19 protein-coding genes and 3 pseudogenes are annotated in these 21,570 nt (G+C 42.5%); 7 read left to right on the plus strand and 15 right to left on the minus strand.

The window, feature by feature from the left end; genetic code table 11:
- Positions 1-47: 47 nt before the first annotated feature.
- From AC6IZ0_RS17295 to AC6IZ0_RS17310, 4 genes and pseudogenes are all read right to left on the minus strand, one after another.
- On the minus strand, positions 48-995 hold the full coding sequence (locus AC6IZ0_RS17295; RefSeq protein ID WP_497724057.1) for a 50S ribosomal protein L11 methyltransferase: 948 nt from the start codon (positions 993-995) through the stop codon (positions 48-50).
- Positions 995-1,911: pseudogene (locus AC6IZ0_RS17300) on the minus strand (bile acid:sodium symporter family protein). Before AC6IZ0_RS17300 ends, AC6IZ0_RS17295 begins: the two are co-directional and overlap by 1 nt.
- Positions 1,912-2,009: 98 nt before the next feature.
- A complete protein-coding gene (locus tag AC6IZ0_RS17305; RefSeq protein ID WP_497724059.1) occupies positions 2,010-3,365 on the minus strand; it encodes a DUF3370 domain-containing protein in 1,356 nt (451 codons plus the stop codon).
- Positions 3,366-3,396: 31 nt separating this feature from the next.
- On the minus strand, positions 3,397-3,918 hold the full coding sequence (locus tag AC6IZ0_RS17310; RefSeq protein ID WP_497724060.1) for a peptidase C15: 522 nt from the start codon (positions 3,916-3,918) through the stop codon (positions 3,397-3,399).
- Between the two features lie 58 nt (positions 3,919-3,976).
- Here AC6IZ0_RS17310 and hisH point away from each other — a divergent pair, with 58 nt between their 5' ends.
- Positions 3,977-4,612, plus strand: coding sequence for an imidazole glycerol phosphate synthase subunit HisH (gene hisH, locus AC6IZ0_RS17315; protein ID WP_271734992.1), 636 nt, complete (start codon positions 3,977-3,979; stop codon positions 4,610-4,612).
- Between the two features lie 108 nt (positions 4,613-4,720).
- A pseudogene (gene rsmD / locus AC6IZ0_RS17320) lies at positions 4,721-5,280 on the plus strand (16S rRNA (guanine(966)-N(2))-methyltransferase RsmD).
- A gap of 93 nt (positions 5,281-5,373) precedes the next feature.
- Here rsmD and petG read toward each other — a convergent pair.
- Positions 5,374-5,487 carry a cytochrome b6-f complex subunit V gene (petG, locus tag AC6IZ0_RS17325; protein ID WP_200320785.1) on the minus strand — a complete coding sequence of 38 codons (114 nt, stop codon included), beginning with the start codon at positions 5,485-5,487 and terminating at the stop codon, positions 5,374-5,376.
- A 208-nt stretch (positions 5,488-5,695) separates the two neighbouring features.
- Here petG and AC6IZ0_RS17330 point away from each other — a divergent pair, with 208 nt between their 5' ends.
- Entirely contained in the window at positions 5,696-6,070 is a 375-nt protein-coding gene (locus tag AC6IZ0_RS17330; protein ID WP_271734997.1) for a c-type cytochrome, read from the plus strand.
- A gap of 148 nt (positions 6,071-6,218) precedes the next feature.
- Entirely contained in the window at positions 6,219-7,610 is a 1,392-nt protein-coding gene (locus tag AC6IZ0_RS17335) for a malic enzyme-like NAD(P)-binding protein (protein ID WP_497724064.1), read from the plus strand.
- 135 nt (positions 7,611-7,745) lie between these two features.
- On the opposite strand, the gene AC6IZ0_RS17340 is transcribed toward AC6IZ0_RS17335, so the two are convergent.
- Positions 7,746-8,855 carry an acyltransferase family protein gene (locus AC6IZ0_RS17340; protein ID WP_497724066.1) on the minus strand — a complete coding sequence of 370 codons (1,110 nt, stop codon included), beginning with the start codon at positions 8,853-8,855 and terminating at the stop codon, positions 7,746-7,748.
- A gap of 70 nt (positions 8,856-8,925) precedes the next feature.
- On the opposite strand from AC6IZ0_RS17340, the gene AC6IZ0_RS17345 reads away from it, so the two are divergent.
- Positions 8,926-9,627: a polysaccharide deacetylase family protein gene (locus tag AC6IZ0_RS17345; RefSeq protein WP_271735000.1), complete on the plus strand. Its 702-nt coding sequence runs from the start codon at positions 8,926-8,928 to the stop codon at positions 9,625-9,627.
- A gap of 254 nt (positions 9,628-9,881) precedes the next feature.
- Here AC6IZ0_RS17345 and AC6IZ0_RS17350 read toward each other — a convergent pair whose 3' ends face one another.
- From AC6IZ0_RS17350 to psaC, 4 genes and pseudogenes are all read right to left on the minus strand, one after another.
- Positions 9,882-10,214: a helix-turn-helix transcriptional regulator gene (locus tag AC6IZ0_RS17350; RefSeq protein WP_271735001.1), complete on the minus strand. Its 333-nt coding sequence runs from the start codon at positions 10,212-10,214 to the stop codon at positions 9,882-9,884.
- A gap of 279 nt (positions 10,215-10,493) precedes the next feature.
- Positions 10,494-10,751, minus strand: coding sequence for a hypothetical protein (locus AC6IZ0_RS17355; protein WP_271735002.1), 258 nt, complete (start codon positions 10,749-10,751; stop codon positions 10,494-10,496).
- Between the two features lie 435 nt (positions 10,752-11,186).
- A pseudogene (glmS, locus tag AC6IZ0_RS17360) lies at positions 11,187-13,084 on the minus strand (glutamine--fructose-6-phosphate transaminase (isomerizing)).
- Between the two features lie 220 nt (positions 13,085-13,304).
- Positions 13,305-13,550 (minus strand): photosystem I iron-sulfur center protein PsaC, encoded by a 246-nt coding sequence (psaC, locus tag AC6IZ0_RS17365; protein WP_271735004.1) that lies wholly within the window; start codon positions 13,548-13,550, stop codon positions 13,305-13,307.
- Between the two features lie 411 nt (positions 13,551-13,961).
- On the opposite strand from psaC, the gene AC6IZ0_RS17370 reads away from it, so the two are divergent.
- Positions 13,962-14,327 carry a DUF6464 family protein gene (locus AC6IZ0_RS17370; RefSeq protein ID WP_271735005.1) on the plus strand — a complete coding sequence of 122 codons (366 nt, stop codon included), beginning with the start codon at positions 13,962-13,964 and terminating at the stop codon, positions 14,325-14,327.
- 3 nt (positions 14,328-14,330) lie between these two features.
- Here AC6IZ0_RS17370 and fmt read toward each other — a convergent pair whose 3' ends face one another.
- A complete protein-coding gene (gene fmt / locus AC6IZ0_RS17375) occupies positions 14,331-15,332 on the minus strand; it encodes a methionyl-tRNA formyltransferase (RefSeq protein ID WP_271735006.1) in 1,002 nt (333 codons plus the stop codon).
- Positions 15,333-16,271: 939 nt separating this feature from the next.
- On the opposite strand from fmt, the gene AC6IZ0_RS17380 reads away from it, so the two are divergent.
- Complete coding sequence (locus AC6IZ0_RS17380; protein WP_497724070.1) at positions 16,272-17,546, plus strand: hypothetical protein; 1,275 nt, start codon at positions 16,272-16,274, stop codon at positions 17,544-17,546.
- Between the two features lie 112 nt (positions 17,547-17,658).
- Here the strand turns inward: AC6IZ0_RS17380 and minE are convergent, their stop codons facing one another.
- The 4 genes from minE to AC6IZ0_RS17400 form a co-directional block, all read right to left on the minus strand.
- Positions 17,659-17,958, minus strand: coding sequence for a cell division topological specificity factor MinE (minE, locus tag AC6IZ0_RS17385; RefSeq protein ID WP_271735033.1), 300 nt, complete (start codon positions 17,956-17,958; stop codon positions 17,659-17,661).
- Positions 17,959-17,990: 32 nt separating this feature from the next.
- A complete protein-coding gene (gene minD / locus AC6IZ0_RS17390; protein ID WP_271735008.1) occupies positions 17,991-18,797 on the minus strand; it encodes a septum site-determining protein MinD in 807 nt (268 codons plus the stop codon).
- Positions 18,798-18,841: 44 nt separating this feature from the next.
- Entirely contained in the window at positions 18,842-19,906 is a 1,065-nt protein-coding gene (gene minC, locus AC6IZ0_RS17395) for a septum site-determining protein MinC (RefSeq protein ID WP_497724074.1), read from the minus strand.
- Between the two features lie 73 nt (positions 19,907-19,979).
- Complete coding sequence (locus AC6IZ0_RS17400) at positions 19,980-21,305, minus strand: four-carbon acid sugar kinase family protein (protein ID WP_497724076.1); 1,326 nt, start codon at positions 21,303-21,305, stop codon at positions 19,980-19,982.
- Positions 21,306-21,570: the final 265 nt, after the last annotated feature.

Genomic DNA, 21,570 nt, shown 5'->3' on the forward strand with positions numbered 1-21,570 from the left:
GACCCGTCTGAATTACCGAAACAAGACTGGAGCAACTAGTGGACGAATTAGGCATTATATTGGTGGGTAAGGGCGACCCATTCGTTTAATCGTTCACAGTCTATCACTTCAAAGCCGGCTGTATTTAAGGCTTTGGTAACGTTTTCTTCATGATCTGTGGTGAACCCCGATGTAATTAGTAGCCCCGCTGGGGTTTCAGTCTGACGTAGCGATCGCCTAAAATCATCTGCAAGGGCAATATGTACCCGTGCGAAAATATTGGCAACTATTAGGTCAAATGTCTGTTTTAGTGCAATTGGTGACCCATCATGTACAGTGTTTCCACCCATCCAATGCCCCAGTTCACAGCCACAGCCCAGGCTACCTGACATTACCTTTACTTGTTGCTCTACTCCATTAAGAAATACTGTTTCCTGAGTTGCTTGTACAGCTATGCTGTCATTGTCTAAAGCTAAGACATTAGCTCCCAGTTTCGCCATAGCTACGCTCAAAATCCCTGAACCTGACCCAAAGTCTAGCACCTGCATTTGAGGGGTTGTGTATCGTTCTAGCAGTCGGAGACTGAGAATGGTTGTGGGATGCAAACCGCTACCGAAGGCGAGGGTTTTCTGTATTTTCAGGGGAATTTTCTCTGGTATCTCAGACTGAGGGGGTGTGTTGGAAGTAACTATGATAAATTTATCGCCTATTTGATGTAGAGGTGCTTGTGGCCCATCTGTGATTTTTTTTTCAACCAAAGTAGTCTCAATGGCTGTGGTCATTCCAGTGCGATACAAAGGGTAAAGCAGATTCTCAATATTTTCTAAACCTACTCGCCCGCTGAAATCGTAGGGTAAATATAAGCGAATTGTCAATCTCCAATGGGAATTAGCCGCAGTTGCTTCGGTATATTCACTAATGTAAATATTATTAATATCAATACTTTCACTTATGAGAGTACAAAACCAATCTACGCCCTCATGGGTTGTATTCACTTTTAATTCTATCCAAGACATTATTTTGAGATGATTTTTTGTTTTCGACTGACCCAGGACGCAAACCCAATACCAGTGACAAACATCAGCAGACTATAAATAGCCGCGGGAATAGCCATTCTGGGGTTATTCAGTAATGTGGGGGAAGAGGCGATCGCGATCGCTAGAGTTCCGCTTTGAATCCCTACTTCCACTGTAATTGCTATAGCGCTTTTTTCACCTAATTGGGTGAAAGTAGCGATGGTAAAACCCAAAGCCATTGTTAGCACATTTAAAACCAGAGTCACCCAACCCACGTCAATCACATAGGAAATAAAATTATTTCTTTCCCGCAACAGCACCCCAGTAATCACCAGGGCCAGGAAAAATAAAGACAGCCACTTTACCCGTTTATCTGCTTTTGTAGCTATTCCGGGTGCATAGCGATTGATTAACATTCCCATTGATATAGGTAAAAGGGTAATGACTGCAATTTGCAAAACAGTATTGATAAAAGGTAACTGTAGCGTTGTCCCCGTTCCCAAAAATGCTTGCATTGAAAAATTCACTACCAGAGGAATAGTAAAAACCGTAATTAAACTACTCATGGCTGTGAGAGTAACGGACAAAGCAACATCTCCCCCGGCCAAGAGTGTAATCATGTTAGAAGTAGGTCGACCGGGACAGCTACTAAAATCATTATACCTACGGCTAATGCTGGCTCCAGGGGAAACAGTGACGCGATGCCAAAACCGACAATTGGTAAAATAATTAACTGTGCAACTAAGCCAATTACCACTGATTTAGGATAGATAACAACTCGCCGGAAGTCCTCTATGGTCAAAGATAATCCCATGCCCAACATAATAATAAATAAAGCTAGGGGCAGAAAAACAGCAGTGAGAAAATTTTCTTGCATCTGTATTGGTAAGGAGCAAACTACGTCCAGATTATACATTGCCCACAGGTGCTTAGATGAGGAAACTTTTCTCGATCAGTTGGCTGGGTGAAGCAAGAATCCCACGTGCTTCTATCCGTGGGAGTGTCAAGAGATGTCTATTGAGTTGATATCGTTAATACCTGGGGCGGTGTAGCATCTGGGGGATAGATCAAGTCTACTTCTACCAATCTGCGATCGCCTGGTGGCATATTCAATAATATCAAGGGTTCTCCAGGTTGACCCCGCCTTTGGACTAAATGGGTAAACTGAGTTTTGGCGTGACCTCGGTCATCTGTATAACGTAAACGTACTGACCCCCGGAAGAATACTTGGGGTGCTGTGGTTGTGAAGAAGCGTAAGCCCTGTTTTAGCAAATTCTCTTCTTTGATTGGCGTTTGTAGAGATACAGTAACTGTTTGATTATTTTCAGTATTATTATGCAGGGGAAAATGTAAACTATATTGAATACCATAGTTGCCATGAGCGCGATAGGCGGTATCAGGATAACGCACCAACATGGGGGCTGCTTGAATTTGAGTAGTTCCTAAAGTACCGCCGTGCAAACTACTTATAGGATAGGAAAATGCTTGCCCACTTTTGGGAATTGTCAAATATCTAGCTTCTGCATGATCTAAAACTAAAGATTTCCACTGAGAACCTTGAGCCACTCCGGCGACACGCCCATAAATTTGGGGTTGTTTAGTTGCTTCTAGGGGTGTGGGGACTCGATCGCGTGGGGTTGATAATTCTCCATTTTTGAGTAAATTTTCCCAATCCTGTAAAGTAGGCTCACCCTCAGTACCATCGGGATTTTGACGCGCAAATAAAGCCATACTAGCGGCATAAACTTGGCCAGTACTGTGTAACCGCATTAAGGTAGAGCGGCCATTTAAAGGTGGTGTCAGTTCCTTGACGGGAATAGGGAGATTTAATAACATCTGATTTTCCCCTGGGGGAATGACAATTTGGGGTGGGAAAATTTCTTGCCGCCTTCCTCTTAAGATATCAGATACAGCGCGATCGCCAGGTCCGGCAAAAATATCACCCAATATATTCTGACTGACAGATGGTAACTGAATAAATGGTGCATCCGGTTGACTCAAATAACTTGCTGCTTGCAAAATATTGACTGTTACTGGTTCAGTTCCGGGGTTATGCAACATGATCCCCAGATAGAGCGATCGTAAATCCTCTGGTGGTTCAGCCTTAGCAACATGGTGGGCAAAAACATCAAATCGCCCTTGAAACGGATAATTTAAATGTGCTGCTGGCGTTTTATTGTCATCTGCGGGAAAAGTAGAAAGTAAAATTCCTTCGTTTAATACCAATTCTGGACTATTGCTGTTAAATACAGGCACAGTATCCAGTTTTCCTGGTAAAGGACGCACTTCTTGAAGCTGTATTGCTTCTGGCGCGGGTGCGGTACTAGGTGTTGATTGGGCAATTATAGAACTGAGTAAAAAATCAAACATAAAAACCAGAGAAATATTGACCTTAGAGACGCTAACGACTTGATAAAAGTGCCAAATTGTGAATAATTAATAAGAAATCAGCCAATATGACCGGCAAATTATCTGGATTTAACGCTGGAACATGGACAAAAATACATGGTGTTGCCAGTTGATTTTGGTACAAGTAATGTAAAACTGAATAGTAAAGACTCTCACAAACAAATTTACCGCAGTCGTGGCTAATCTCAACTACTGTTGTACCTGCTACTATTTTCTCTAAATTAACAGTTGTCTGCAAAAGACTTTCCCCACAGCTAGCAACCGCTTCCAGACTTAGTTTTGTCCGGTCAGCAGCCATACCACAACAAATAATGTAATTGGGTTGGAGTTGAGAAATTTTTTGCCTGACTTGGGAACTGGCCAGATCTGCATCCACAGGTAAACGCCGTAAAAATTTTAAATCATGAGGAAGGGCGTGAACTTTGATCACTTCCATTAATAAATCATCAGAAGAATTTGACTGTTGCTCACTCAACCAAATCTCAAAAGAAGTTAATAGTATTCTTTTCCGCATAAGAAATATTATTTAGAATAGAAACACCCTCCATAATAAACTTACAAGGAGCAGGTCAATGCCAGTCATTGCAGTCGTAGATTACGATATGGGAAATTTGCACTCAGTCTGCAAAGGTTTAGAAAAAGTAGGAGCAACTCCTCAGATTACTCATGCTGCTAAAGATTTAGAACTGGCGGATGCAGTTGTATTACCGGGTGTGGGAGCATTTGACCCCGCAGTACAACACCTGCGATCGCTCGGCTTAGAACAACCCATTAAAGATACGATCTCGTCTGGTAAACCCTTCTTAGGTATCTGTTTGGGATTGCAAATTTTATTTGAATCCAGTGCGGAAGGAACCCAACCAGGGCTAGGAATTATCCCCGGAAAGGTGCGCCGATTTCAACCCGAACCAGGGATTACTATTCCTCATATGGGATGGAACCAACTAGAGTTCACCCAACCAAACAGCCTTTTGTGGGAGCATTTACCAGCCAGTCCCTGGGTATATTTCGTTCATTCTTACTATGTTGACCCCAGTGACCCCCAAGTCCGTGCAGCCACTGTGACTCACGGTTCTCAGACCATCACAGCCGCCATCGCCCATGAAAACCTGACAGCAGTGCAATTCCACCCGGAAAAATCTTCTAATATCGGGTTGCAAATCCTGTCTAATTTTGTTGCACAAGTCCGCGAAAAAATTGCTGCATAATCCAACTGTAACTTTGAGATTTTGTCGTTTGTTGTTTGTCCTTTGTCATGATTTTTCCCTTGACTGTTGACTTATGACTTATGACTTATGACTTATGACTTATGAACAATGACACTGAGAATTTACGGGAATCGCCAAATTAAAACTTTACCAGGGCAAGCTACCAGACCCACGAGTGCGCGGGTCAGGGAGGCAGTATTCAACATTTGGCAAGGGGAAATTGTAGATTGTCGCTGGCTAGATGTGTGTACTGGTAGTGGTTCCATGGGTGCAGAAGCTTTGTGTAGAGGAGCCAGTTTAGTAGTAGGAATCGAAAAATCTAGCCGACCTGTGCCATCATTCAGCAAAACTGGCAGCAGGTGAGCCGTAGTGAACAAAAATGGCAAGTTTTGCGAGGTGATGTCATTCACCAGTTAAAAAAGTTATCAGGGAAACAATTTGAGAAGATTTACTTTGATCCGCCTTATGCTAGTGGATTATATGAGCCTGTTTTAGCAGCGATCGCTGATAACAATTTATTAGCTGTGAATGGTGAAATAGCTGTAGAACACAATCCCCAAGGTTGGAAGCCTCCAATCATTAGCAATTGGGAAATTTGCCGCCAAAAGGTTTACGGTAATACAGCGCTAACTTTTTATACAAATGTTAAAATTAATGCACTCGTTTAAAATTATATGCTAATTAAATATGTTCCACTATAAAATATAAGTAAATTAATACAAAAATAGAGATGCGATTACTCGCATCTCTACTGAGAAATATTAACCGCCCAACTCGGTGGGGCGCTTGTATTGCCTATAGGCAGCGTAAAATAGCCCGGAAAGGGTGACAAAAATCAGACCAAGGACAATACCTGAGAGCAGGGGTTCAACCACTTTAAATCTCCTGTTAGCAAATGTTAGATATAGGATGCTGCTGTTCATTCTATCAAATTGAGGATGAATCCCGCCCTCGACAATGTTTTTAGTCCATAAATCATCAGGAAAAAATTATATTTAGTGCTTGCAGACACCATCAAGAAATTTTAAGCTATGTGTAGGAAATGCAAAACTTTTAGTAACCTCGACTTCTACGGCAAACTTTTTGGATAACCAGATTACCAAACCCGAAACTCAAATACAGTGGATCGCCTTGTTAGCTCTGGCGATACTACTAGCAGCTCCTTTGGGCATTTTTGGTGTGCAAATGGTTCGAGCTTCCGATCCTTATGTGAAGAATGTCCTTTCCCTCAAAGGAAACCCAGTTCAAGGAAATGCTATCTTTCAGATCAACTGTGCTGGTTGTCATGGAATAGAAGCGGACGGACTAGTAGGACCTAGTTTACAAGGGGTTTCAAAGCGCAAATCACCATCCCAGCTAATTCACCAAGTAATTAGTGGCGAAACACCTCCAATGCCAAAATTTCAACCTAGCGCTCACGAAATGGCAGACCTATTGAATTATTTGGAGAGTCTATAGTCAGATTGCGCGGATAATCCTAGACTTGGCGGCTGTCTTCGTGCTCCCACTGCTTGAAGCTGTGGGATTATTGGTTAAATGAGGTAAAATTAGCTACGATTTCCGGACAATTCGATATAAAATATCAAACTTAAAATCCAAAATCACAATGACAAAGCTAACTCCTAATTCTAGTTTTAGTGTTACCCTCCGGTTGCAAATTCCCAATCGTGTGGGAATGTTAGCATCAATTACCCAGGCCATCGCCATCAGCGGTGGTAATCTGGGACAAATTGATTTAATCCAACAAACACGCCATGAGTCTATACGTGATATTACTGTAGATGCGGCTAGTACCGAACACGCTGAGACTATTGTGCAAGCCGTGAAAGGATTACCAGATATTCAGGTGCTAAGTGTTTACGATCGCACATTTAACCTGCACCGTGGGGGCAAAATTAGCATTACCAGTCGCATTCCCCTGACGAGTGTTTCGGATTTAGCTATGGCCTACACCCCAGGAGTAGGTCGCATTTGTACTGCGATCGCCGAAGCTCCCGAAGAAGTTTACAATTTAACTATCAAACAAAATACTGTAGCTATTGTGACTGATGGTAGTGCCGTTTTGGGTTTGGGAAATCTCAGGACATCTGCGGCTTTACCAGTGATGGAAGGTAAAGCGATGCTGTTTAAAGAATTCGCTGGTCTTGATGCTTTTCCTATCTGTCTTGATACCCAAGATACAGATGAAATTGTGCGGACGGTGAAAAACCTCGCGCCGGTTTTTGGTGGTGTTAATTTAGAGGACATTGCTGCTCCTCGTTGCTTTGAAATTGAACAGAGATTACGAGCAGAATTAGATATCCCGGTGTTTCATGATGACCAACACGGTACAGCCATTGTCACCTTAGCAGCCTTGTTTAACGCTTTAAAACTGGTAAACAAGTCCATTGCACAAATCCGCATTGTGATTAATGGTGCGGGAGCTGCTGGGGTAGCCATCGCTCGGTTACTTCGCAAAGCTGGAGCCGAAAAAATTTGGATGTGCGACTCTAAAGGAATTCTCTCGACTAACCGCACTGATTTGACCCCAGAGAAACAGGAATTTGCCGTTAAGGCTCAGGGAACTTTAGCAGGTGCAGTGCAGGGCGCAGACGTGTTTATCGGTGTGAGCGCCCCGGGTGTATTGACAGTGGAAATGGTGCAAGCAATGGCTAAAGACCCCATTGTTTTTGCTATGGCTAATCCCATTCCCGAAATTCAGCCAGAACTAGTAAGTAAATTGGTCGCTGTGATGGCCACCGGTCGGAGTGACTACCCGAATCAAATTAATAATGTTTTGGCTTTTCCGGGGGTATTTCGTGGTGCTTTAGATTGTCGCGCCCGGTCTATTACTACCAGTATGTATTTAGAAGCAGCTAGTGCGATCGCATCTTTAGTTAAACCCTCAGACTTGCATCGGGAACATATTATCCCCTCAGTCTTTGATAAACGCGTTGCTCCTGCTGTTGCTGCTGCAGTCCAACAAGCAGCCCGTCAAGAAGGAATTGCTCACAGTTAACAGGACTTACAGCACATTGCAGGTAGATAGGTAATCTGACATACTCCCGTAACTGAATTTCTTTGAGAAATTCAGTGTATGCTTCTCATCCAATTGAGCTATTGCTATGGCTACGCCACCCCCACTATGGGAGGCTTAGACTTTAATAAACCACTGTTGGCGATACATGAGATAACTCACTGCTAACCAAAATAAGAGTGTGGCTAGGGCGAATAGCAATGAACCGTTGAGCGCACCCGCCCAAGATGCGAAAATGTTTTGGTAAATCCAGTTGTAGGTGCTGATGGTGGTTTCATCTGTGCCGATTTTGGTTCTCACTAAGATTTTAATTAGTAAAATCGATGCTGTGAACAGGGCGATCGCATTTAAGCCCATTATTTCAAAGGGTTTACTCCAGCGTCGAATTAGCCTTACTTCTATCAATTCATAACAACCTGCTAGGAATAGTAAAGCCCACCCAGTACTAAACATCACGTAGGAACTTGTCCATAGTTTTTTATTGATCGGAAAGGTTAAACCCCACACCCCACCAATAATTAAGCAACCAAGCCCAAATAATCCCAATCCTACGCTTGTACGTGTTTTTACTGGTTGATTGCGTATCCATCTACCGGCAAAGTAGCCGCCCAGAAGACTAACGGCTGCGGGAATGGTGCTAAATAGTCCCTCTGGGTCTCCCAAGTTATCATACCCGTCACCTGCATATAGGTGATCTGGGGGAATAATTAAGCGGTCAATATAAGCGCCAAAGTTACCGGTGCGAGTCAGTATACCCCTCCCATAATCGGGAACTGGGACATACATCATGATTAGCCAATAGCCGATGAGTAATACTCCTGCTAGTATCCACTGTCCTTTGGCTGGTAGTTTGAGGACTGCAAGGGCGGCGAGCAGGTATGTTAAACTAATGCGCTGTAATACTCCCATGATGCGGATATTACTTAAATCAAAAGTCCAAATCCCCTGATTCCAAAAGCCGTTTAGTAGTAAGCCTAGGACAAATAGTATGGCAGTACGACGCCAGATGCGCCGGTAAACCCCTGCGGTGTACTTTGACAAGGAAAATGACATTGCTACACCGACAATAAACAAGAAAAAGGGAAATACTAGGTCTGTCGGTGTGCATCCGTGCCAATCAGCATGAGCTAGGGGAGGATATACTTTACCCGCTACTCCTGCCATGTTGACTAAAATCATCGCAGCAATGGTAATACCGCGAAACACATCCAGTGAGAACAGGCGCATAGGGTAGATTTTATATATGAATATTTGATTTTTTACACGCTAGATTAGCAGAAGCTACAAGTAAGTTAAGATGCAGTTAGCTCCGCTATTCCCGTTGTTTTATCGCATTCTCCAACCCAGTTTTCCTAACTGTCTTTGGAGTGGTAATCGTGATTATAAAGCGATCGCTCTGACTTTTGATGATGGACCTCACCCGGAATACACACCCCAGGTATTGGCAGTATTAGACCGCTACAATGTCAAGTCCAGCTTTTTTTGCTTGGGTGCTTGTGTTAATCGTTCCCCAGCTATTGTCAAAGCCATATGCGATCGCGGACACTGGATCGGATTACATGGTTATGATCATCGTTCTTTTCCCACCCTCTCCCCAAATCAACTGCAAGAAAGTTTAAAAAGAACTCAAGCTGCGATCTACAATGCTTGTGAATTGACACCCGAACAAGTGTGTGATGTTCGACCCCCCAACGGTTTGTTTACACCCCAAACTTTACAATTATTCTTTAAATGGAATTACCGCCCAGTTATGTGGAGTGTTGTACCAGAAGACTGGGTAAGGCCGGGAGGAGCTACTGTAGTCCAACGAGTTCTTAAACAAGTGCGGAACGGTTCACTAATTGTTTTGCATGATGGTGCTTGTGGTGGACAAGATGTTGCTGTCACTATCCAAGCACTAATTCCGCAATTAATACATCAAGGCTATGAATTTGTGACTATTGATACTCTTTGGGAGCAAAAAAACAACCATGACTTCACAGCCAAGAATTCAGTTTGACACTCTGATGGTCTAAAGACACTGAGATTCTGCTGACAGAGTAACTTTAGGTCTAACCCCACAGTCTTACTCTCGCTACGATGGTCAAACACCGTCTACCCAGTCGGCTAAAGTCTGAACCCTAGCTTACTCGCTAGTTTTGACCAGAAAAGACCACGGTGGTTTTAACCACCAAGTCGCTTCCCTCTCAGGGCTAAAGCCGCTGAGTTTCCCGCTTACCGCGATATTTTTATGAACTTAGGATACAAAGCCAACTATTTCCAATTGGCTGCTTCCTCTTCACTAAGAGGATAAGAAGGGTATGCTGAATCTTCAGTACCCAGCAGATTATGGATTTCACGTAATGAATTTGGTTGATCTGTAAAATTGTGAGGTGAATCACTCCCACGTTCAATCAGGTCTTCAACTTGGCAATTCAAAGCTTTGCAAAACCTAATAATTCTTTCAATATGCTCTATCCCAGTTCTACCGCTTTCCCAGTTCTGAATCGTGCTTTCAGTTACGCCTACAAGACGAGAGAGTTCAAGTTGAGTTAGCCCTGCTTTTTCACGGAGCGAAGCTATCCTTGGTTTTGGCTTCTTTTTCACAGCTACAGCACTTTTATTTTATCTATATCAGTCGTATATTCTATCACCAAAAGAAAATAAAGCCTAGAAAATTACTAATTTTTTTTCTTTACACTATATATACTTAATTGTTTTTGCTGAGACTATCTATAAAAGCTTTAATAAAATATACACAACCATATTTCCCCAGAAATTTCAGCGGTAATGGATAAGTAAAATCAACACTTTTGCGCCTATAAGAGCCGGAAACCCACTCCTTATAGGCGTGGGACAAATGCACAGATTTAATTACTGCTTCTCTCAACTGGAAAAGTTATCTACCCTGACATCCTTCCAAATATCGGAAACTTGCCAACCTGAGTTACCAAGAGATTGGACTATGGGATGAGTACGTACAGGAATGTAGTTAATCTGTCCATTCTCTATATATTCCGGATATTCCTCAACCACAGCTTCTGAGACATTAACAGTGTCTGCTGGAAAACCTTGTTCTTCTGCTTCCTCCATCAACTTGATTTTATCGAGGAGAAGCTTTTCAGATTTTTTGATTAGTTTCATATTAAGTTCAAGAATTGCAAACCTGGACAATAAAAAACGAAAATCTTGATATCGATTTTGAAAGAGACCTTTGTAGTCCTTCAAGCATCGTCAGAGATATCCGCAAAAAGATATTATTAACTTTGGGGTAAAAAATTTACTTGACAATTACTGATCTAAGCAATTGCAGTTAAAACCACTCTCCCGCGCATTAATCACGGGAGATTATGGGTTAAATCAATAATCACAGGCAGTAATCCTGCTACATTGCCTCACCCACTGGACAAAGCCTTACCCAAAAAATGCATTTTAGCATTAATGAACTGATAAATTCAACCATCTGCTGATATCTGTCGGCTAGAAATCACTTGCTGATTGAGGTTACCGGATGCGGTTGACTTAGAGACAACACCAAAGGCTGATGTTTCCACAGCATTAACTGAACCCGATTGAAAATTATTCCACCGTCACGCTCTTAGCGAGATTACGAGGTTGATCGACATCCAAACCACGACGGGCGGCAATATGATAGGCTAACAATTGCAAAGGAATCACTGTCAGAATAGGCGATAATAACTCATCTACCTCAGAAACGGGGAGCAGATGGTTAAAAATCTCCCCAGCTTCCCCATCATGGATGGGAGTTACACCAATTAAGCGGGAATCTCTGGCTTTGGCTTCTTGGGCATTAGAAAGCACCTTTTCATAAACACTACCAGGAACAGCGATCGCCACTACAGGAACTTTCGCCTCTAATAAAGCAATGGGGCCATGTTTCATTTCCCCCGCTGGGTAACCTTCAGCATGAATATAGCTGATTTCCTTTAATTTTAAAGCTCCTTCTAAAGCAACGGGAAAGTTGATCCCCCTCCCCAAAAAGATAAAATCCTTGGTTTCAGCAAAGTCATGTGCTAAGTGTTCGGTTAAAGTTTCCTGACTTGTCAAAGTGCCCTCAATTTGTTGAGGAATTTGCTGCAACCCGTGAATAATTTCTGCTAGCCTCTCTGGTGAAACTGTCTGGCGACGTGCTGCTAAATCTAGAGCTAAAGCGTAAAATGCCATCAGTTGGGCGGTAAAAGTTTTGGTTGCTGCCACCCCAATTTCAATTCCTGCTAAGGTGTTGATCATATGGGGAACCATTAAACCTAAACTGCTTTCTGGACGATTGGTAATACCTAAAAGTCGGGCTTGATATTTGTCTTCTTTCCCTTGACGACGGTCTTTTTCCATACTTAAAGCCGCCAGTGTATCCGCAGTTTCACCAGATTGGGTAACACCAATAATTAACGTATTCGCTGTTAAGGGTGAAGGTGCATAGCGATACTCAGAAGCATAATGTACTTGAGTAGAAATCCCTGCCAGTTGTTCAATTAAATATTTGCCGATTAATCCTGCGTGCCAACTTGTACCACAGGCAACAATATTAATTTGTTCTAGGTCTGTGTAAAATTCATCAGGTAAGTTGAGGTTAATTGGTGACCTTGATTCAGTCAAATTAGTACCAGTACGAAAGTAAGCAGCTAAACTAGCTCTAACTACCCCCGGTTGCTCATGGATTTCTTTGAGCATAAAGTGTTTGAATCCCTGCTTTTCTACCATCGTGGGATTCAAATTCAGCAACCGGGGTTGTTTTCTCAACCTATACCCGGCAAAGTTATAAATTTCTACGCCTAATGGTGTCATTCTAGCGATTTCGCCATTTTCTAGCGGTAAAATAGCACGGGTATGAGCCACAATGGCTGGAGTGTCAGAGGCGCAAAAGAACTCACCTTGACCAAAGCCAATCACTAAGGGGGCTTGTTGACGCACTACAATCAACTCATCTGGGTGGTCAGCAGAAATAACTGCGATGGCAAATGCACCCTGAAGATGGTTAACGGCTTGGCGAATTGCTTCTAATAAAGGAGATGGGGAGGTAGGGAGATGGGCGTTGGGGGATGCTTTAGAAATTCCGCTATGAGATGGGGAATTACTTCGGTGTCAGTTTCGGAAACAAACAGGTGTCCTTTTTGTTTAAGTTCTTCGCGCAATTCCCGGTAGTTTTCGACAATGCCATTTTGTACCACCGCCACACGCATGTTATTGTCCATATGGGGATGGGCGTTGTGTTCTTCCGGTTTACCATGAGTCGCCCAGCGGGTGTGACCGATACCAATTTGGGCAGGAGTTGCTATTTGTTCGAGTTTAGAACGCAGGTTGTGTAGTTTTCCTTTGGCGCGAACACATTTTACCTCATCTTCCCATACGGTGGCTATACCGGCGGAGTCGTATCCCCGATATTCTAGTTTTTCTAGCCCTGCCAGTAAGATATCTGTTGCTGATTGAGTGCCTATATACCCAACGATTCCACACATGACTGACACCACCTGGTTTCAATATACTGCAATCTAGTCTAGTTGCCAGCAGAACAGCGGCATTCTCTCCCAAAAAAAAAGGAGCAATTAGCTCCCTATGCTACCAGCTATGGTAATGGTTTTTTACTTTTCCTAAAAAAAAATAAAAATGTCGTAGGGTGAACATATCCACCCTACAATCGTAAATTGTCAACCAAATCAGGAATTTAAAGTCAATTCCTTAATAAGCTAGACCCATACTGCGAGTTGTCTCAGCCCCTAAGTAGACTCGAATGCTTAAAAAGTCAGTAGGGCAGGCTGTTTCACAACGCTTACATCCCACGCAGTCTTCGGTGCGCGGTGAAGAGGCAATTTGAGCGGCTTTACAGCCTTCCCAGGGCACCATCTCCAACACGTCTGTAGGACAAGCGCGGACGCACTGGGTGCAGCCAATGCAGGTATCGTAGATTTTTACGGTATGAGACATTGAAAAAAGGCTCCTTTCCAGTGTTCTTCTCTGCAAAAGAATCATATATCAAAGCATAGTTTACAGCAGTAGCTTATCGTCCGTAATCAAAAGGCTACATAACTTTAAACAATGTAATAGCCACTGGGGAAATTTTATATTTGCTAAATCTCTCTATTGCTTATATATCAATGAGAATCAATGGGTGTATTTACTTTTATGCCGGCTCAAAGCCCTGCTATTTGTAAACTTATATGAAGTGAAAGTCAACACAAATCAAGTCAATCTGGGATTTCTCCATAGTAATTATAGACTATTACAGCAAAGCAAATAGTGATCGGCGATCGCCAGCGATCGCGGTGATTTGGTCAGCTAGAGTAGTTTACTGCGATAGGATTTGTATAATGTAAATCACATCACATAAATTTATTTATGGAGCCAGAGTCTTTAGCAACTGAGGTGATTCTGACACATGGTCACCAGTCACTCGGTAGAGTCCAACTTGATTGGACACCCCAACCAGGAAACTATGTCGATTTTGAAGGTAAAACTTATGCGGTATTAGAACGCCGCCACAGATACCAATTTAAATCGGGACGTTACCACTTGCGGAATATAGCCCTTTACGTACAGTCAGCCAAAAGACCAACAGAGAAAACCTTAGTCAAGGGACGTTGGGTAATAGGTGATGCTACCTGTATCTATAATGCACAGTCAGAAATCATCCGCTGTGCTGTCAACCCGGACGGACCGTGTGAGTCTTGTCGTTTCTACGAAAAAATAGAAGTGAGAAGTTAGGTGTCAACAATTCCCTAATACTTCGCCCACAATTAAACGGTTACCATTGACAAAATCCCATCCCGACTGGGGACGTTTACCGGCTAACTGAACCTCTCGTAAAAGTAGCAACCCCTGACCAGTTTGGGCAATAGGGCCAATTCCCTTGGCGATGCTTACCACTTCTCCTATACTCCCTGATCTGGTTGATAAATCAGGTAATTTTTCGTATATTTCTTTTATTTCAGTTGTCGAATCGTCACAGTAAGCATCCCCAATGGGAATAGAGGCAATAATTTTTATTCCTTGATCACGAAAGGTGGTTGTACAATTGGGGTAAAAGCCTCTAATTTGGTTGTGTAATTGAATAGCAGTCTTTGACCAGTCTAATGTGTAGTTGTGCTTTGTAATCAAAGGCGCGTAAGTCGCTTCTGAGTCATCTTGAGGAACAGGTTCAATTTCTTGATTTTGCCAATGGAATAAAGTTTCTACTAATAAATCTCCACCCATTACAGATAGCCTCTGAGCTAAATCCTGGGAATTATCTAGCAATGCAATCGGTGTGCTTGCCTTCAATAACATAGCTCCGGTATCCATTCCTACATCCATTAACATTGTGGTGATTCCCGTTTCCTTTTCACCGTTATAGAGACACCACTGAATTGGTGCTGCACCACGATACTTAGGTAAAATCGAGCCATGGACGTTAATACAACCTAACCTAGGCATATCCAATATTTCTGCTGACAAAATCTGTCCATAGGCCACGACCACAAAGACATCTGCATCAGACTGTTGAAGTTGGGTTAAAGTCTCAGTATCCTTTTTAATCCGTGGTGGTTGCCATACAGGCAAGTTATGGTCAATAGCAACGGTTTTGATGGGGGAAGGGATTAATTTATTTCCCCGTTCACGGCGTTTATCAGGTTGGGTGACAACTGCTAAAATCTCAAACTCTGGTTGATTTAATAATTTTTCTAGGGTAGGAACGGCGAAGTGAGGTGTTCCAAAAAATACTATTTTCATTAGTTATTACTTGTTACGTAGGTCATCTGAAATGATTTGTCTTTCCCCCAGGACAAAATACAAATAAAGTCCTGACTCAAAACCAATTTAGATAATTCTATAGGATTTTCGCCCACTGATGTACTTAGTAGTAGTTGCGTAATAAATCAAAACACGGATAAATAATCTGGCGTTACATGTCCTGATAAATCACCCCGTTCCCGACGGTACGGTGTCCATGAACCAAGCTTATTAGCAGTAACACTGCAAAATGAATTTTTTTGATGTTAAAGTGGTTTCATATTGGCGAAAATCAAGTTTCCTTGATAGACTATATATAGTGGGTTAAGCAGCTAATCAGTTGGTGTGAACTCTCGGCAGTATTAGTCTTCCTATTTGGCTATGTTTCACAACCAGTCATTTTAGGCTGACTGAATCAATCTGTGTGATGGGTTTAACCCCTATTTGGTTAAGAGTTTAGTTGTGTTTATCGAACTCATGAGATGGCGATGCCTCAATTTTTCCAGAAATATTAGTTTCTATCTTAGGGTAGATGGTCAAGCTGTTTTCTTAGTTTTATTGAGTTGTGCATCATCTTTCTCAACTTTTGAACTAACGCCTGAATTTTACCTTGATCAGGCTCTGCTTTCTTGTAGCAGGAATCAATAGGGTAAGGAAATGTACCATATTGTATGTAGCTAATAACTATAGAGTTACTCTGCATGAATTTTTGATGGCAAACCTCCAGGAACACAATTACAATCTCTCTGTAAACAGGTGCAAATTATTATGATACTAAACTTTTGTCAAGTTCTGCAAAGTTTCAACAAATTATCCAGTTTAAATCGTTAAATGTAGAAATTTGTAGTTATATCTTTAATTATCTAATTATCGTCTGCTTCCTTGCTGCCTAGGTATTGCTCTTCACACAGCACGCCCTCCTCCCTAGAGAGTCCACATATGCTCAAACCCTTCTTGCTATCAGGATGGTTCCGCCTCCAACCATTTCTCAATTATTTTGTTCTGGTGATGCTGATCACCCCCTTAGTTGCTGTATCGGTTCACTCTACCTCAGCAAAACAATCAAAAGCAGTCACAAATATGGCCACTGCACGGTCAGAGTTTGACTCTGCTCCTTTGACAGTGGCTAGTATAAATGAACCTTATTTAGTTGAAGCATTAACAACATCTCCCATCATCTCTTTGACGGCAAAATCTCGCACTATGCCATTGTTAATGGCTTCTCTTGGGGAACAGTCAAGATTACAAAACGGGGCTTACTCTTTGCTAACAGATATTGAGTCCCATCATGTTTCACCATTCACAGGAGGAGAACTAGTAGTAATTCCAGAAACTCCTGTGAGTAAATTTAATTTAGGGCAACAATTCCCACAGCCTGGGAATAGCCTTCATGCACAGTTCCCTAATGAATTGCTGATGGCTAAATCATTGAGAAAAACTCCTCAACAATTGCCAGAAATTTTCAGGCGAGAAACACCTGTGATTGAAGAACTGGATGAAGCGCAAGTAGGAGAGATTGATCCCATAGGAAGCCCCCATCCCATTCCTTGGAAATGGATTCTCGCTACCCATGAGGCGATTAGTGCTAACGGTGGTTCGGGGGTTCGCTATTACCGCAGTGTGCCTGTGAGTTCTCCAGATGGTAGATATATTGTTTACAGTAGGGTGCAGCTAGAAGTAAAACCAGAAATGTATAACAGCAAAGTTACCAGTGTGATGTTTCTGGAAGATACGCAAGCTAAAACCTTGCGGGTGATGCTTTCAACAGGTCCGATAAGCGATCCTTTGTTGAACACAAAGGACTCATCAGTGGTAGCAGATACTGGTATGAGTGGTCAAATTGGGGTTTTAGTTCCTGTTAGCTGGTCAGAAAAAGGCGATCGCTTTTTAGCACGTAAATTTAAAGGTAAGTTCAACACAGGCGATTCTACAGACCATGCAGTCATTTGGGACCTGCAAAAAAATTACATTAATACTGTTGCTCCTGCTCGTGAGGCACATGAGCATGAGAAGATAGCCGTATTATTGGGTTGGAGTAAAAACAAACCTGATCATGCACTTTTCCGTTCAGGAGAAATGGGAGAAGAAAACTGGCCTTTGGTGCAAGTTACTACCGATGGTCAGACTTTAGATACAACAGATGCAGATCAGCCTATTACTTTTGGTCAAAAAATTACAGAAGTTTGGCCAGGTCCACAATTTGCTTCTCGATAGCTTCTAAATGGTCAGCCTGACTCCCGTTGTCATATAATCACAACGGGATTTTTTTTACAACAATTAAAGCTATAGAATAAATTTTTCTATTTAGTGATTTACCTAACTACTACTATTCTAACTTTTCACTGTTTTCTAATTGATTCAGGGTTTGTTTGACGCGACGGATAGGTAAATTAGCAATCAAGGCTGTGGTGCGTTGGTTGCTTTCTAAAGAAAACTCTAGTCCCTCTGCCTCAATTTCCACATAGCGACAAACTATCTCTAGAATTTCCTGTCGCATTTTTTCTAACTTTTGCGGGTCTAAATCAACGCGGTCGTGGGCAATCACCAGTTGCAAGCGACGTTTCACTTGTGTGCGACTGCTGTCAGGACTACGTAAAAATAATCGTTCTATAAGTTCGAGAATCATTGCCAATAGGTTTGCGGAGACTGGAACATGAATTAAACAATCTTTGTCCATAACAACCTTCGCAGACGGGCGAAGAGGCTGTCGTGGGGTGAGTCCAGATCAAGAAAATCGACCTTTTCTCCTTCCAATCTACGGGCAATATTATCAAAGGCTATGGCAGCTAAAGAGGGGGTTTCCCCTAATACTAAAGGTTCGCCGCGATTGGTAGAGACAATAACACGGTCATCATCCGGTATCACCCCGATGAGGGGTATTGCCAGAAGTTCCTGAACGTCTTGCACAGACATCATATCATTTGCTCGCACCATTGCTGGTCTGATGCGGTTAATGATTAAATGAGCACGCTTAATTCCTTGTGCTTCTAATAACCCCACTACTCTGTCAGCATCGCGAACTGCGGAAATTTCAGGAGTAGTGACAATTAGGGCTTCTTTTGCCGGGGCGATGGCATTTTTAAACCCATTTTCAATACCAGCCGGACTGTCAATAATCACGTACTGAAACTTTTGGGCTAGTGCATTCACTAGCAATTTCATTTGTTCCGGAGTGACTGCGTCTTTAGAACGATTTTGCGCTGCTGGTAGTAATACAAGATTGGGCTGTCGCTTATCTTTAACCAAGGCCTGTTCTAATCGACACTCCCTAGCCAGAACTTCCACCGCAGTATAAACTATGCGGTTTTCTAGTCCCAGTAACAAATCCAAATTTCTCAGACCAAAATCCGCATCAACTAAAGCTACTTGACGCCCCATTTTGGCTAAAGTCATGCCTAAATTTGCTGAAACTGTGGTTTTACCCACTCCTCCTTTACCGGAGGTAATGACAATAATCCGAGTCATGATAGAGTTGCGCCCGATGAGGGTTCAGGAAATATAGTAAATACTTATAGCACCTGATTTAACCTATTTAATTGGTTTCTGGAAAAATCATTAGCCCTGGCGATGCGAATTCCTTCGGAGGTAATGTGAGCCACTTCTGGAAAAGTCGGCATTGGTGATTTCTCTGGAGACCTAGCTACAGCATCCGCGATCCGCAACTGGGTTGGTTCCATTTGCAAGGCCATAATCAGACACTGACGATTGCCTCCGGCACCCGCATGAGCAATTCCACGTAATCTTCCCCATACTACAATATCTCCTTGTGCAACTACGATACCACCTGGATTTAAATCTCCTAAAATAACTACTGTGCCAGGATGACGAATTTCAGTCCCGGAACGTACTGTCATTTCTAGATATAGGGCATCTGCTGAGGTGGGTATAGCAGTTTTAGACTGGGAATTGAGAGAACTTTCTGGTGCAATCTGTTCGACTGAATAACCAGAGGTGACAGCGGCGATCGCCGTTTGCCGACGACTGGTGGCTACAGATTTCAAATCCAGTTGCGCCTCACCCAAAGCCTCAGCGAATTCTTGTAGTTGTCGTCCATCTAACAACCGGTCTTTAGCGATTAAATGTACTGGTCTGCTAGATCTGCGAAAGCGTTCGCTGACATTTAAGCGCAACTTTAATTGTTGCCAAATCTCAGACCAGGCGAGTTCTGAAGCTGGTATTTGAGATTCATCTGGCAAAACTACCAACAGTCTTTCTCCCTCACTTTTTAACTGCACTTGGATATGGTTTTTTAAACTATTCTCTGCTGTTAATGACTCAGGAGGGTCACTATCCAAATCTATATCATCCAACTGAGACAGAGAATCTACATCAGTAGGAATAGAGTTTGAATCTAGATCATCCGATTCAGAATTTGACTGTAAGTAAAGGATAACAGAATTTAGTTCTGCATCCGGGATAATATTATCAGAAGGAGTCTCAATATTACCGGACTTCAACGACCCACCCTCTGCAAAGCTAGGATTTACCTCTAAATCCGGAATATGAGACGTTAATCCTGCATCAGGGAGTGCAGAATTTGACTCTAAATTGGGGATATGAGAATCAGAAGTCATGCAGCACCAACCAAAAGATACACCGAGTAATTATCAATATTAAGTCAGTTGTAAAATCCAAAAATTTTTTTACCTATGGCTTTCTAGTTAATCTTCTGTAAATTGTCGCCAAGGCATCAGCATCGCCGACATTACCAGGAAACAGCACCACTGGTAAATTGGGAAACTGAGGGTGTTCCGCAGTGGTGATCACCATTGAACAACCAGCTAAAATTTGTCCCAGTAACCGGGCTGAATTTAAACACAGTCCGGTACTTAAGACATCGTTGGAAGTTATCCCACCCTTGCTGATTAAAAATCCGATATCAGATGGTAAACCCCGGACAATATCCATCAATAAACCCGAAACTTTCAGCCCAAATTCTAACCTACTGTTGATATCCTGAAAAGTTAGTTCCTGACGACTGGTATAAACTACTGGTGTTTTCCCACCATTATGTACCGCTTTTGTAGTTTCCACAATCTCGGTTAGCAGTTTAGCCGATTCATTCACCCCATTATCCAGTAATCGTGCTACATCTACTTCAATTCCCACCGTCCCCTCCACTTGCAATAACGACTGCAACTGCTGAGTGGTCTTTTTCACGTGGGAACCGACAATTACTGCACCCGGTTTTCCGTCCCGCACATATTCCGCCATGTTTTCAGCGGCAATGGGTTGAGGAGGTAAGCCCGCCAAAGCTGTTAGAATACTGGCAGCACTGCGAAACAAAAAGCGTTTTCCTTGACTTGCTGCTGTTAGCACATCTACCGCAAAGGAGTTGAGATCCGCTTGTGTCTCACCATCTACCACGGCGCACTGATTATTACTCAGTCCCAATAAGCGTTCTAAACTACCACTGCGAATATCCTCCAGTAAAAATCGGGTTACAGATTCCGCACTAATACGCCCCTGAGTCTTTTCATCTACATATTTGGGTAAGTAACTGTGATGGTAGCTGAATACCGAATCACGGGCAAATTCTGTTTCATGTACTGGGGTCGGTATACCATCAATCATCAGGTAGTGTACGCTGTCGCGGGTGATGCGACCACCTTCAAAAAATGCCGGGACAAGAAAATGAGCGTCAAACGGTCCAGGTTCTTGGGCGATCGCATCCGTTTCTATGGGATAATGTCCTCGCAGTGTTGAGTCGGAACGGCTAACAACTAAAAAGTCAGTTATATTTTCCTCTCTTAACGCCTGTTTTAACTTTTGACAGACTTCTCTAGTCACGGCAGCTGCTGACTCCGGCGGTAAGGATCTCGTATTTGTCAGGACAAAGAATATTGGTGAATCATCTCGCAAGCCGAGGCGTAAAGTATCTACATCCCACTGCATCAACAGTAAGCAACTGTGGACAGTTTGCGAGCCTGTGGGGTCATCATCTAAAACAATAATTTTGGGTCTATTATTCATAAATGTGTTTTATTTACAAGTATTTTTTTATTATCCCGCAAAATGCGTTGGCAGTAACTTTTACTGATAGAAGATTTTTTATTTAACCACAGATCATCAACACAAATGAACACAGATACCCCATATTACATTATAGAGCGGTACTCTTAGAGGATGTTTGTCAATTTATGATTAGTGTATCAAATATTGTTTTACCCCTCCCTAACCCTCCCCTTGTAAGGCTATGCATTACCCACATTTTTCTTAACAATTAAACAAAAGACTT

This window comes from Anabaenopsis sp. NIES-4685 (genome assembly GCF_059725405.1).

Coding starts and splice junctions, on each gene's coding strand:
- AC6IZ0_RS17370 (WP_271735005.1), top strand. CDS start 13,962: ATGGAGCCAGAGTCTTTAGCAACTGAGGTGATTCTGACACATGGTCAC.
- minE (WP_271735033.1), bottom strand. CDS start 17,958: ATGATTCTCGAACTTATAGAACGATTATTTTTACGTAGTCCTGACAGC.
- AC6IZ0_RS17400 (WP_497724076.1), bottom strand. CDS start 21,305: ATGAATAATAGACCCAAAATTATTGTTTTAGATGATGACCCCACAGGC.
- psaC (WP_271735004.1), bottom strand. CDS start 13,550: ATGTCTCATACCGTAAAAATCTACGATACCTGCATTGGCTGCACCCAG.
- AC6IZ0_RS17340 (WP_497724066.1), bottom strand. CDS start 8,855: ATGCGCCTGTTCTCACTGGATGTGTTTCGCGGTATTACCATTGCTGCG.
- fmt (WP_271735006.1), bottom strand. CDS start 15,332: ATGAAAATAGTATTTTTTGGAACACCTCACTTCGCCGTTCCTACCCTA.
- AC6IZ0_RS17345 (WP_271735000.1), top strand. CDS start 8,926: ATGCAGTTAGCTCCGCTATTCCCGTTGTTTTATCGCATTCTCCAACCC.
- minC (WP_497724074.1), bottom strand. CDS start 19,906: ATGACTTCTGATTCTCATATCCCCAATTTAGAGTCAAATTCTGCACTC.
- hisH (WP_271734992.1), top strand. CDS start 3,977: ATGCCAGTCATTGCAGTCGTAGATTACGATATGGGAAATTTGCACTCA.
- AC6IZ0_RS17335 (WP_497724064.1), top strand. CDS start 6,219: ATGACAAAGCTAACTCCTAATTCTAGTTTTAGTGTTACCCTCCGGTTG.
- minD (WP_271735008.1), bottom strand. CDS start 18,797: ATGACTCGGATTATTGTCATTACCTCCGGTAAAGGAGGAGTGGGTAAA.
- AC6IZ0_RS17295 (WP_497724057.1), bottom strand. CDS start 995: ATGTCTTGGATAGAATTAAAAGTGAATACAACCCATGAGGGCGTAGAT.
- AC6IZ0_RS17310 (WP_497724060.1), bottom strand. CDS start 3,918: ATGCGGAAAAGAATACTATTAACTTCTTTTGAGATTTGGTTGAGTGAG.
- AC6IZ0_RS17305 (WP_497724059.1), bottom strand. CDS start 3,365: ATGTTTGATTTTTTACTCAGTTCTATAATTGCCCAATCAACACCTAGT.
- AC6IZ0_RS17380 (WP_497724070.1), top strand. CDS start 16,272: ATGCTCAAACCCTTCTTGCTATCAGGATGGTTCCGCCTCCAACCATTT.
- AC6IZ0_RS17355 (WP_271735002.1), bottom strand. CDS start 10,751: ATGAAACTAATCAAAAAATCTGAAAAGCTTCTCCTCGATAAAATCAAG.